Source organism: Nostoc sp. FACHB-110, assembly GCF_014697425.1.
Lineage (GTDB): Bacteria > Cyanobacteriota > Cyanobacteriia > Cyanobacteriales > Nostocaceae > Nostoc_B.
The window spans coordinates 13572-26454 of record NZ_JACJRU010000059.1; the positions used below are offsets into that span (position 1 = coordinate 13572).

General features: G+C 39.6%; 11 protein-coding genes. 4 read left to right on the top strand and 7 right to left on the bottom strand.

What is annotated here, in order from left to right:
- Nucleotides 1–158: 158 nt before the first annotated feature.
- A complete protein-coding gene (locus tag H6G69_RS31095) occupies nucleotides 159–428 on the bottom strand; it encodes a hypothetical protein (protein WP_190693194.1) in 270 nt (89 codons plus the stop codon).
- Between the two features lie 61 nt (nucleotides 429–489).
- On the opposite strand from H6G69_RS31095, the gene H6G69_RS31100 reads away from it, so the two are divergent.
- Complete coding sequence (locus H6G69_RS31100; protein ID WP_190693195.1) at nucleotides 490–660, top strand: hypothetical protein; 171 nt, start codon at nucleotides 490–492, stop codon at nucleotides 658–660.
- On the opposite strand, the gene H6G69_RS31105 is transcribed toward H6G69_RS31100, so the two are convergent.
- A complete protein-coding gene (locus tag H6G69_RS31105; RefSeq protein ID WP_190693220.1) occupies nucleotides 590–790 on the bottom strand; it encodes a hypothetical protein in 201 nt (66 codons plus the stop codon). The two genes, H6G69_RS31100 and H6G69_RS31105, sit on opposite strands and share 71 nt — an antisense overlap.
- Before the next feature lie 7 nt (nucleotides 791–797).
- Nucleotides 798–1208, bottom strand: a complete 411-nt coding sequence (locus H6G69_RS31110) for a tetratricopeptide repeat protein (protein WP_190693196.1) — start codon at nucleotides 1206–1208, stop codon at nucleotides 798–800.
- Between the two features lie 326 nt (nucleotides 1209–1534).
- Between H6G69_RS31110 and H6G69_RS31115 the strand changes: the two genes are divergently transcribed.
- Entirely contained in the window at nucleotides 1535–1918 is a 384-nt protein-coding gene (locus H6G69_RS31115) for a hypothetical protein (protein ID WP_190693197.1), read from the top strand.
- A gap of 384 nt (nucleotides 1919–2302) precedes the next feature.
- On the opposite strand, the gene H6G69_RS31120 is transcribed toward H6G69_RS31115, so the two are convergent.
- The 4 genes from H6G69_RS31120 to H6G69_RS31135 form a co-directional block, all read right to left on the bottom strand.
- Nucleotides 2303–3259, bottom strand: coding sequence for a site-specific integrase (locus H6G69_RS31120; protein WP_190693198.1), 957 nt, complete (start codon nucleotides 3257–3259; stop codon nucleotides 2303–2305).
- A gap of 64 nt (nucleotides 3260–3323) precedes the next feature.
- Nucleotides 3324–6896: a plasmid replication protein, CyRepA1 family gene (locus H6G69_RS31125; RefSeq protein WP_190693199.1), complete on the bottom strand. Its 3573-nt coding sequence runs from the start codon at nucleotides 6894–6896 to the stop codon at nucleotides 3324–3326.
- Nucleotides 6896–7462: a hypothetical protein gene (locus H6G69_RS31130; RefSeq protein WP_190693200.1), complete on the bottom strand. Its 567-nt coding sequence runs from the start codon at nucleotides 7460–7462 to the stop codon at nucleotides 6896–6898. Before H6G69_RS31130 ends, H6G69_RS31125 begins: the two co-directional genes overlap by 1 nt.
- 820 nt (nucleotides 7463–8282) lie before the next feature.
- Nucleotides 8283–9710: an NB-ARC domain-containing protein gene (locus H6G69_RS31135; protein ID WP_190693201.1), complete on the bottom strand. Its 1428-nt coding sequence runs from the start codon at nucleotides 9708–9710 to the stop codon at nucleotides 8283–8285.
- Between the two features lie 131 nt (nucleotides 9711–9841).
- On the opposite strand from H6G69_RS31135, the gene H6G69_RS31140 reads away from it, so the two are divergent.
- Both H6G69_RS31140 and H6G69_RS31145 read left to right on the top strand, forming a co-directional pair.
- Nucleotides 9842–11731 carry a protein kinase domain-containing protein gene (locus H6G69_RS31140; protein WP_199336357.1) on the top strand — a complete coding sequence of 630 codons (1890 nt, stop codon included), beginning with the start codon at nucleotides 9842–9844 and terminating at the stop codon, nucleotides 11729–11731.
- A 90-nt stretch (nucleotides 11732–11821) separates the two neighbouring features.
- The gene (locus H6G69_RS31145; protein ID WP_190693202.1) at nucleotides 11822–12841 is read left to right on the top strand and encodes a hypothetical protein; all 1020 of its coding nucleotides are present in this window, start codon (nucleotides 11822–11824) and stop codon (nucleotides 12839–12841) included.
- Nucleotides 12842–12883: the final 42 nt, after the last annotated feature.

The following is a 12883-nucleotide window of genomic DNA, read 5'->3' on the forward strand; positions in this document are numbered from 1 at the left end:
TTTAAGTACAGATATAATCTAGGTAACTTAAACCCCTGCTATCAAATGATTTGAGTATTTACCTAGATAGCATCTTGATACAGCAAGCGCGTGTTTTTTTCTTCTAGGTATACCAAGTGCAACACATTTAACTGATTAAACTGCTTAAGCCTATCAACTCACCCATTCTCTTGACCTGCATCAATCATTTTTGCCAGTGCATCCGCATCAAATCGAGTGAGGGCTTCTGCCAACTGCTGAAAATATTGGTACTGCTGGTCGGCATAGGTGCTAGGCTCCAATTCCAACAACTCACAAAACTTTACGTAATCTACCCTCCAGTTGAACTCTTCAATTGCCTTTGTAAATCGACGGGCCAGCTGTAGCGATTCTTGAGTTGGGTTTGTGGGTGTGGCGTTGTGCGTTTGGGTAATAGCAGGTTCAGTCATAAATACAATAGTAGTATGCTTGTATTGGTGATTTTAGCATTACTGTGAGTCCTTCCAAAACTTGAGTATCTTACTCACTCATCAACTGAATACAGCGATCGCCCAACTAAAACGAGCGATCGCTGCGCCAACGTCTGCGACGAACTCACTCCTTGTTTGGATTATCGTTGCTGCTCGGCTATCGCCCCTCTCAATTTTTCAATTTCTGCTTGAATACTTTGGTGATGGCTGATTACTCCCTGTTCTAAAAGTAATTTGTCTCCTTTTTTCAAATCAGCAATTGCGCCTTTCAAATCCCCCAATGCTTTTCGTGCTAGACCTCTATTGACGTAAGCTCTTGCATGATCTGGTTCCAGTTTTATCGCTTGGTTATAATTCTATTGCTTTTGGATAATTTTTCATTTCAAAGTAAACAATTCCTCTATTGCTATAAGAAGTGGCATCTCTTGGAGCCAGCCAGATAGCTTGAGTGTGGTCTTTTATTGCCCCTTCAAAATCTTTTAATTCGGCACGGGCAGCACCTCTATTGGTATAGGCTTTTGCGTAATCTGGTTTGATTCGTATAGCCTGTGTATACTCTTTTATCGCACCCTTGAAATCTCTGACTTCATAACGCTCTACTCCTGCATTTAGATGATTTTTAGCTTCTGTCGGAATCTCCGAATTTTGGGCTATTATTCGTGGCTGGTTAATTGAGGTGGGTAAATCTTTGGCTTCTGCAAGAGGCATGGATATTACCGCTATGAAGAGTGCTGCAACAATTACGTTCTCTGTTTTCATACAATTTAGGGCTTTTCCTGGGGAGAATTATCAACTCTAACTGCCTACAATATGAACAGTTATTTAATTCCTAAATATTTTCTCTTATTTCTCTTTAAATAATCTCTGAATTTGTAATTTTTTTAATGTTTTTGTTTTGCTTATTCTCATAAGTAATATAATTGAATTGTAAGAATTAAGCACTCAGAGTTAGAAGCCAGAATTTAAAAGCGATGAATTTATATATTGCTCCAGAATAACTTTGCTCCCTTTCCCAACATTCTGACTCCTGGATTCGGGGGGATGTATTCTTACATTAAATTAGCCAACAATACCAGCTAATAATTATGTCTTCAATCAATGATAGTCTGACAAATATTGCTCAACTTAAAGCTAATCGATTGAATCCGACTGCGGAGCAAATTACCGAGTGGTTACAATCTCCACAAATTAGGCAATGGCTAACTCAACAGCCAATGGGTATTCCTAGCAATACAAAGGTAGAAGCTGTTAATCTTTTAATTTCTAAAATTGTTAAAGACCCAGACAAAGACTGTCGAATTGAATTTGCCAATTCTAATGCTGCTGTTGGAGTTGATGTTTTGCGTTGGCGGTTGTGGGCATTTTATCGACTGCCTTATGCTCGTGATTTTCAAGCTCCAGATTGTGGCTACACTTTAAAGCAACATTTGGAGAATACATCTGTTGAAGCTAAAACTTCTCTGGGTTAAACAGTTTGGTATGACTCTGACTTTTCACATTATGTGGAAAGTCAGAAAAACTATTGTATAAAAACTGTACAGAAAATCATCTATAGTCATAAGCTCGTGTTGTATATAAGCGTGTAGATAACTGTATAGAAAGTATTACCCTGTTTGGCTTTTAGGCAACATATTTTTTTAAGCGGTGTGTATAGATGTGGTACAGAAAATATCTATACAGTAATAATTTATTTAAGTATGGTGCTGGCTGGGTAATTGTCGTGCGAAAAAAAGGGTTGCCACAAACTGTATTAGATTGGGTTGCAACTTCAATTAGTCCGCGAACCGATTTTGATATTTGTCTATACGCACTGTGTAGAAAGTCTTGCCCCGCTTGAAAGCACAACCTCACCTTCACCTAGAACGACGAGTGTAAGGAATATCTAAGTTTTCCACAGCAAGGCGTTTAGTTTCTTCACCGCGACGGTCATACTGGGAAGTGGTTGCAGGTGAGGCGTGTCCGGCTAATTTCTGTACAGTTACAATATCTATCCCAGAATCTAGCAAGTCTGAGCAAAACGTCCGGCGAAAATCATGGGGAGAAAAAGACTCTAACCCAGATTCGGCAGCGCGTTTGCGAACAATTTGTAATACTGCCTGGGATGACATTCTTCTCAACTGTACTTCTCCACCTTTGCGAATCGGGCATAACAACGCTCCCGCTTTGCGACCGCGAACACATAGCCAATCTTCAACCAGTGCCATTGCGCTCGTTGGCAAATAAACTGTCCGGTCTTTATCACCTTTACCTTGTCGAACTTGTAATTCCCCATTCCGTCCCAAGTCTTTCAAATCCAGATTCACCACTTCCGCCCGTCTTACTCCCGTACCGCGCAGTATGGCAATCAAAGCTGCATCTCTAACACCCTGTGCTGTGGGGTCATCAAGACATACCTTAATTACTGCCGCAATTTCCGCCGATGTCAACGCTCTGCCCTTGAGCTTTCTTTTGACTTTCACACTCTGAATATCTACAGCCTTGGCGTAATCTTTTGCATCCATTAATTCCAGCCGCAGTGCTTCTTTGAGAACTCGGCGTAATGCACACAACATTTTATTTGTTGTCGCTGGGGAATATTTTTGCAATAAGGCAGTGCGAATCGCCGCCGTGTGCTGATAGCGCAAAGCAGCCCAATTGAGCGTATAAGCATCACACTCCCCATTGGAAATTAGAAGTGCGATCGCATTAAGCGATTGTTCCATCGTGGGTTGAGAACCATAAGCCAAGGCAGAAAGGTAGACTGCCGCCGGGTGAATGGTCAAAGGCGATGGAGAGGTCAAAACTAACGATTGGACTGGTAAGCGAGACATTTACTTATCAGAACACGTCTTCTCATAAATAAATTTTCCCACCGAAAGGGACACGAAGATCGCCCTATGTTTCTATGGGCAATACATCCTCAGACAGCCAATCGTAAAACTGGGGAAATGTTTGGGAGAGATCCTGTAATTCATCCTGTGCGATCGCTTCCAGTTCAAAAACCACCAGCCACCGCCAATCGCTGGCCCATCGCTTGAGAATTCCTTTGATAGCCGAAGCTCCTTGAGTAATACCAGAGCGAAGCATTTCTACACAGTGAAGTAGGGTGGTGCGATCTCGGAAGGAGGCTTCGGGGCAGGGGGCAGGGGGCAGAGGGGAAAGATTCTCTCCCCTGCTCCCTGCTCCCTGCTCCCCTGCTTCTAAAGATGGCGTAGTATCCACCCCCTCAACTAAGGGATTTTCTATACCATTTGGGGGGGGGGCGGATACGGGAGAAGAAACAGGTTCAACTCCTTGTAAGGACTGTGTTTGGGCGTAATCAGCGCGTTGCTGTTGACGATGAGCGATAACTTGTAATGCAAAATCCAACTCTGGCTTAGAAAGTGAAAATAGTTTAACCTGCATTCCGCGTGGCCCAGATTTGCGAAAAACTAAACTTAGCCCCAACTGCTGGACTAAAGTGGCCAACAACCAAATTGGTTGGCAATCACTTGGGATAGTAAACCCCAAAATTGTTTTGATGTGAGCAGCGCATTGTTTTGCGATGTGAGTCATATTTAATAGTTGTTCGTCAGCAGCAGTAATTTCTTCTCCTGTGACTAATCGTTTGAGAATGTCATGTAGTCCTAAGTTGAAACGAGCTAACCACTTAGCAGAATAATTCCCCCAATCTGTACAGAAAGGTAGTTTGTTTCTTTCTGCTAAGTCTTTGGCACTAACAAATTCTGGTGGTGCGGGGTATTGTTGGTTAGTCCGAGAATCCAGGATTGTCTCTTGGGATGGAGATAAGATGGCCTCTAAAGATGCGATTGCACCAATGAGTCTACCGCCGTTGTCTTTCTCGACTAGAGATTCGGTGACTTCCACACCATAAGCATCGTGAATGCGAAACTTCTCACATTCAAAAAATTCATCAGGCGAAAGATAATCTTTACTTTGCCGTGCGCGGTACTCACTTCTGGAGATGGTATTTGCTTTGGCAACGGACTGATGATGAGCAGCATCCAGGGCATCAGCCGCATATTTTAAGGATTCCCAAGCCTCAATATCAAGATGATCTCCGGTGGGTACGATAGTATTGCCCATATCGGATAAGAGCGATCGCAAGTCAGCACGTAAATTATTGATGGACTGGTGACGAGAAGCTTGAATTTGACAGTAAGCGTCTAATGCCCAATCTTTTTCCACCCCACGCTTACCTGTTTCACGGTCGATTTTGATTAAAAAAGCTGTGATTTCGTTGGTTTGAAGTAACCTTTCCTTAATTTTGGTAGGATTGGTTTCTTTGTATCCGAAGGGTGGTTTGGGGGCAACCCATACATGAATCGGCACTTTTGGACGGTAACGCCACAGATGTTGAGCGCATTCGGTGGCGGTTTGGGAAACTGCATGAAATACACCAAACACTACATCAAAATGATATTGTGAGATGTCAACACCAGTACCCAGACTAGGCGAAGTTAGAAGTACATCTATATTCTTGACAGCGTTGGTAATGTCTTTGATGAAAGCCACATTCTCATCACTGCCAGAATTATCGGAATGAATCGACCAAATTCTTAAAAGTTTATGGGTGTGGGCATGAGGTGTTTTCGGAGATATTGAAGTAGTAACTTCTTCGCCCTCTGGTATGGGGTCAGGCTCTAAAATCCTTACACTTAACATCCGTTCAAGTTTCTTGATGAACCGCTTAGAATCCGAAACCACCATGACTTTTTGATTTAGCATGATAGCAGCAGAAATTTGCGCTACCAACGCTGATGAATCCATCCCCTCATACCAATAGATAGTGCGCTCTCCATTCTTCCATTCATTTTTGATAATGTATGGTTGCTCCCCAACTGGTCGCATGGACAAGAAAAAGTCAATGGTGAGGTCGTCCATGTGTGCGTCAGCGATAACAACCAACGGCGCATTGTAGACAATATGTTCTAATACTTCTAAGATGACGGCGCGATGTTCCTTACAAGTATTACTGTGTAGTAAGTGGGTCAGGTATTGGCAAGCTTCATCTATAAATATGCAGCCATATTGTAGTGCCTGGGTGTTTAACTTATATAAACTGTCGATGGTAATGCTCAATGCCTGTGCAGTAGCCATACCAGCATAACCAAGGTCAGAATACATCAAGGTCTTAAGGCGTTCGGCTAAATTTTTGAGCAGATTCACCCGATGCCCATTGTTGAGAAATCTTTGCTCTGGGTGAGCATCACGCCACCAACGCATTAACTCGGTTTTGCCAGTCCCCATGTCCGAGATGAGTACTACTAAGCCTGTTTTTGGGAAGATAATGCTTTTAGTTTGTGGCTGTTGTCTCAATTTTTTGAGCAGGAAGTTGATTTTTCCCCGATGACCTGGGGGGATTTCTTCTGGCTGCTCTGGCTGAGGCAGAAAATCAAAAGGTGTTTCTGGCTTTTGGGTTTGTAAGACACATACTTTCTGTTGTGGTATGTTGGTTGTTTCTTTGTCCTGAACTGCAACTGCCTGGGTTAAATATTTAGTATTGATCACCACATCTGGTCTATGCTTTCTTAGTCCTCGATGTTTGATGAGGAACAATTGCTGATAATCCTTCAATGAGTGAGCATCATCAACAATTGCCGTCAACAGCGCGTTGGCATCATTACCCCGTGCGACCACAAAATCATCAACGCCTTTCTCTGGCCCTGGTAGTAGTATGACTTCGCAAGCACAGCCAACAGCCTCAATTGCTTTACCCGTGCGAACTGTGGCTTGATGCACTGACCAACGAGTTTTCAGTTTCGTCTCGTAGTCAAACAGGATATTGAATTTCCGCCCCTTTTGTGCCAGTGGTAATAAATCGGGATGAAGTCTTTCATCGAAATCCTTTTTGCCTACTCGTCCATTCCAAATTCCCGGCAGTGCTAGAGCTACAAACCCCAGACTTAGCAAACAAGCAGCCTTCTTCTCCCCTTCGCAGAGAATAATCGGGATCTCTGGATGAGCAATCACCCATTCCCAGAACCGGAGTAAATTGAACCTATCTTGTAAGCGTCGCGTTAGGGACGAATTGTACCGTTTGATTTTGTACCGCCGCGCCACTAAATCCCAGATGCAGTTGGCAATATCAAAATAAGTAACACGGTTGGGGACTTTCGGGGGCGACTCGTATTTAACAGGTTTATCTTTAAGCCAATCAATGCGCGGTTGGAAAGGTTTCATCCTCCCCCATTCCATTGGCCGCCAATTGTTGTAGGGATCTAGTGAAGTAATCCACATCCCCCCAGCCATTAAATGCAGATATAACTTCAACAGCCCATCCGTCACTCGACCCGCGTTTTTCCTGGGGAGTATAGGAGAGATGAATAGATAATCGTAAACTGTTTCTCCCTCAATATGGAAGAAGTTGCGCTCAATCAGTGCCGGATGAATGGCACTGCCCACCGCTAGTTCATGATACTCTGCTGCGGTGAGGTTGTTCGGGTATTCAGTTGGGGTTTGACTCATTAAATGCCGCCCCCAATAAGAGCAAGAGAGAGTGAACTTGGCGGGGTTGCATCGGAGTTAGGCTTTGCTATGGAGCAATTTGTTTGTAAGTTCTGCCCCAAACAATTTTGCACAGTAGCACCCCTGTTGTACTCCTCCTGCTGCACAAACAGAATGTGGGTGCTAAACATCTCTCCAGTTTCTAAGACTGTGCCAAACACATAATCGGACAAGGGCGAAACCAACAGCAATACTTGTGCAACAGGATCTAAATCTGGCAGGGTACTGGACAGATGATTCTGTTTAATTAGTATCTGCCGATAATCATTGGCGTTATGAGCAACCAGCGCAACTGCTTCCTCGCACAGGTGCATACTATTTTCTTGATGCCAGAACCAATCCACTCTTTGTAATACTGTGGATCTTCCTAAAACATTTTTAAATCGCGTTTCTACAAACGAACTTATCAGTATTTCTTTCCAATTTTCTGATGCAGAACAATTCGGGCTGTGTCCTTCTGGTACAGTGACTACACCTGACAGCCTCACCCTGACCCCGAATTGTACCGGGCGATCGCAATTTTTCATGATAGATTCCCCTCATTGTTTCGTTTACAAGGTTCAGAGGGGGGTTATCCAGAATTAAAACTCAGCCATCCAGAATCACTAAAACTTTGATCGCTACTATATGTGCGATCGCACTTCGTGTGTCTATGTCCTAAATTTCAAGAGGTAATAGTCTTGCAATGAAAATAGACCTATGAGCAAATCTGGCTCTGGCTTTTGAATTCTAGATTGATCTTGACTACGCTGCTCTTTACAAAAATTTACTTAACAGAAATATAAATTTTTTGTCAAAATGCCAAAAACGGTCAGCAGAAACTAGCCTCACGTATACCTTTGTTTTATAATGGCATAAGTAAAGCAGCGTGGGCATCTTCTGACAAGTAAGTGGCATCCAGTCGGCAAACTATCCACCACTTTCTCCGTCATTCCGAGATCAACCCCGCTCTCTAGATATTCAATTGTTTGCTTTTGGGCGAAGCGTTACTCCTTAGTGCGTTTTGCCCTTTAAATTTTTTGTATCGTTTTTTCCTCCATTTTTAGTTCTACAGATTGACAAGCTTGATCTTACAAAAATTTGCGCTTTTTCGCATCTAGTGAGATTTTGGTTCTGTTGTGTTACCTCCGATTTAATAAATCTTAGTAAGTATTACCCCATTAAGTGAGGGCTTTTCTCAAGTTACCCTTAGTAAGATAGTTATGTATATTTTAGGGTTAGCTCGAAAACTTGTATGTGGTGTTTACCTGATACAAACCATGTTTGATTAACCACCTGATTATATCAGTGATTGTTTCTATCTCTTGAGATTCTAGTTCGCCTCTAATCATAATCCCCTCTCCTCTATTAAGATGCAATTTTAAATTTAGAATAATTGAAACTATGCACTATACCTAAAGTATCTGTAAGAACATACTTCTTAATAACTGGTTGAAGTGTAAAGCATATTTCTTTAGTAACAGCATTTTTGATACTTTCAATTAATGACATTCTCTCTAAATTTTCTAATGCTTTTACTAAATCTAAAGTTGAAATAGATATTCCTTGGTTAAGTTTAAAATCATTTAAAATCGTAGTAATAGTAATAGATTCTAACCCCTCAACAGCTTTTTCAGCTATGTAAATCATAATTTGCTTATGAATATCTTCTAAGACATTCCCAACTATTTTATTAAGTATATTTTCGAGTTTTTTACTTACAAGAGTAGTTGGATTTTCAAAAAATATTTCTGTATTACCAAACATATTCTGAATTCGGTTAGTTACATCATTCAATTCAGAAGGATTACCGCGATAAGTCTGAATTAGCTGATGGCATCTTTGTAAATCTGTAATTCCTTTATTAGTTAAGAGCTTTATTGCTGAATCCGTATCTAGTCCCTCAAGTCTTAGAAATTGTAAAGGACGGTTATTATTTATAAATTCGACAAACTCATCTAGCAAAATTCTATTAGTTATAATGATGCAACTTTGATGATTTTCTTCAACTAAGCGTCTAATAAAAATTAAATAATCTAAGTTAAGTTTTGGATTTTGATATAAAATTTCAAATTCATCTAAAACTATAAAACAACGTTTTTGTTTGAGAACTTTAAGTAATAAAGTAATTTTTTCTTGAGTATAATTAGGCGAAATAATCTGAGGCTCAATAATTTCTAGTAATTCTGTTATTAAATCTTCAATTCTTGGTGAATGAGCTAATGATTTCCAAATGAAAAAGTCAAATTCAAATTTTTTGTCTTTACTAATATCTGTAATTAATTTTGCAGCCAAAAAGCTTTTACCAATACCTGCAACACCCACCACTGATATACAGTTAAATTGCTGGGTAGCAACTAACTCCTTTAAATATAAAAGTTCCTGTGTCCGACCATAAAACTTAGAAACATCAGGTAGCTTGCTTCCCTTGATTAAATCTTGACTCATAAAAGATTGTATACAAGCTCTCAAATTTCGTTTGCATACTTGTTCTCCATTACCAATGATTTTTGTTAATAAATCGAATAAATCAATTGCTATCCGACGTTGCAAATAATTTTTTTTATAAGTCGAGGTTTTAGACATCTCCTCATAACTTTGCTCATACCAAGCTCCTTTAAAAACAATAATTTCTGGCTCAGATAAGGACTTGTCCCTTGCTTTGTGGATTAATTCATTCAAAAACTCTAAAGCTTCTTCTAGAGTAATCTTCTTTGAAGTGTTACTCTCTGAATGGGTTTGTGAAGGTGCTTTAGCAGAATACGAGCCTGATTGTAAAGAAGCACTATAAGCCATAAATCGCCTGTTAGTACTACTAGAGTGTGTCTTTGATAGCATAGTACTTGATATGTGACTTTTTAGCTACTACCCCAGTAATGTATCTTAAGATATTTTTTGAGCAAAGGCTGAGTTGACAAAATCAAAAATTGTATCTAAATATACTAAATCAATTACCAGGATCGGCTGTGAAATATTGTATAAACCCACTGTGCGAAGCTAGAGAAAATCCAGAGGATGCAGAAAATTGCCTTTGTTGCGGTACGCCTTTGCTGATCAATGGACGGATTCGGTTAATTAAGCCGTTGAGAGAACTGACAGAAGATCCACATATATATGTTGAAGTATGGGAAGTGGATGATGCTGGGACAAAGTGGGATACAGAGCGTCGGCACAGAATCATGAAAGTCCTCAAATGGGGAAGCCCTAAGATAATAGAGATGTTTGAGCGAGAATCAAAAACATTGAGGCTTTTGCGTCATCCATATATTCCAAAAAGCACAACAGAGGACTATTTTACCGTTACGCCAAATAGGTTTCCTTTAACATTGCGATGCTTAGTGATGGATAAAATCGAGGGAGTAAATTTGCAAAAATGGATAGAGTCAAATGAAAAAATTACACAGAAACAAGCATTAGACTGGTTGCAACAGTTAGTAGAAATTTTAGATTTAATACACCATGCAGAGTTCTTTCACAGAGATATCAAACCAGCGAATATTATTCTTCAAGCAGATGAAAGGTTGGCATTAGTAGATTTTGGCGCGGCCAGAAGAATTACCGATACATACTTAGCGAAAATAAGTGCAACAGGAGGAACAAGTACAAGACCAGGAAATTATGAGGTGACGGCGGTTGTTTCACCTTCTTATACACCACTAGAGCAAATTAACGGCAAGGCAGTACCTCAATCAGATTTTTATGCTCTAGGTAGAACTATTGTGCGATTAGTGACAGGCACTTCACTGATCCGTTTGCCGACAGATCAAAAGACAGGAAACCTAATTTGGAGAGATAAAGCTCCGCAGATTGACAAGCCATTTGCGGACTTGATTGATGAGTTAATGGCTCCTATGCCATTGCAGCGTCCAGCGACAACTGAAATTATTTTACAGAGATTAAAACAACTGCCTGAGAAAAATAAAATTTATAGAATAACCAAGTCAAAAATTTTTCAAGGTAGCGCATTAACTGTATTTTTAATATTAGGAGTATTGTTAATTTCAAAAGTCTTATTACCAGTTGGAGCGAATATTTTAGTTGCTCAAGGGAAGAGCGCAGAGGGATTAAATGATACTCTAAACGCACAAAAATATTTTGACTCAGCCATCAGAATTAATTCTCAAGTTAAAAACTATATTGCAAGGTTGTATTTTGATAAAGCATCTCGAAGTACACAAAATTTGCCATCTGCTAAAAAATATTATGAAATATCATTACAATACAATAACCAGGATGCAGACACTTATAAAAATTTAGCTTTTGTCTGTCAATTATTAAATGAATTTGAATGCGTAATCACTAATTATGAGAAAGCTTTAAAAATTCAACCTAATGCTTGGGATGTACATTACGGACTAGGAACGTTTTATGATGATGAAGGAAAAAATGATTTGGCTCAACAGCAGTATGAGTTAGCACTTAAGAATAATAGTCAAGCAATTCCTGTTATGAATAATTTATCAAGACTAAAAAATCTAAAAGGAGAATATGATGCAGCAATTACTTTAGCATTACAAGGATTGCCAAGAACTAAGGATTCTAAGTTACAAGCGGCACTATATAAAAATCTAGGCTGGGCAAAATTAGAACAGAAGAAGTTTAGCGAAGCGAAAGAATATTTAGAAAAAGCTGAAGAATTAGATGCTCACAGAGCAGATGTTTATTGTTTGTTAGCGCAAGTGCAAGAAGCCTTGAATGATAACGATAGTGCTTGGCTTTCTTGGGAGGCTTGTTTGATACTTGAGTCTAAACAGCCAGAAGTATTTCGTTGGCGGGAGAAAGTATTACAAAGAATTAGGTTGAAACCCCCATCCTAATAGATAATTAAAAATCTAATATATTTTTAAAACTTAAATCATTCTTCGTTAAAATTAAATCTTTAGTGAGTCCCTAGTTAAGCAAGTGTAATGTTAACTGAACCAAAACCAAACCTAAAAGTTTTTGCCTTTCAAATTACTAAAATTTTATTAATATTAGCACCCATCATTCTACCGTTGAGTAGCGTATGGGGTCAGCAAAAGACATTAGACAGAAATTCATGTTACGAACCAAGCGGCAGAGTTTATAGTACAGGAGATCGCTTTTTGAAGGTAGGTAAATTTTTATGTCTAGGGCAGCGAATTAATCCTATAAAAGGAAGTACAGTTAAAGTTCTCTGCTTTTTGAATCGAAAATTTTTGTATATAAACCAAAGTACAGTTTTCGATGCACAAATGTGTGCGCCACCGCCTAACGAAACTGTACAGTGTTCGGTGTTAAATATAATTGCTTGTCCACGGGATTATAAAGGGCAAGATGATGAAGAAAATGAACCGATTGTTACCAGTCCTTACGGCGGTTCAATTATAAATAATAGACCAGAAATTTCCTGGAATAAAGTTGCAAATGCTGATAGTTATACAGTCGTAGTCCTTGGCAATGGTGTTGAATGGGAAAGAGATGTTAAAGACTCTACGGTATTACCTTATCCAGAAGATGAAAAAGAATTACAGTATGGTAATACGTATACAATTACGGTAATTAGCAACAAAGGCGAACGACCTCTTTCTTACTACCCTAAAGTAGTCCACCTTTTACCTGTTGATGATGTTAAACAGATTACAGATGAAGCCCAGCAAGTAAAAGATTTAGGATTATTACCCGACGAAGCCGCTTATCTTGACTTGGATGCCATATTCATGTCAAAACTTCTTTTAGATGAATCAATCAAAACATTAAAAGCACAAGTTTTAACAGGAAGTAAAAATCCAACTATTTATAGGCTGCTTGGCGATCGCTATTTAGGAGCTTTATTACCATCGGAGGCGGAACAAGCTTATACGATAGCAGGTCAATTGGCTCAGAGTAGTGCTAACAAATCAGAATTAGAAAAGGTACAGTCAGGACTGAATTTGCTGAAATGGTTAAAAGACCAAAAATCTAAATAATGGCACAATAAGTGAAACATAATTTGTTTGGCAATCATAAGC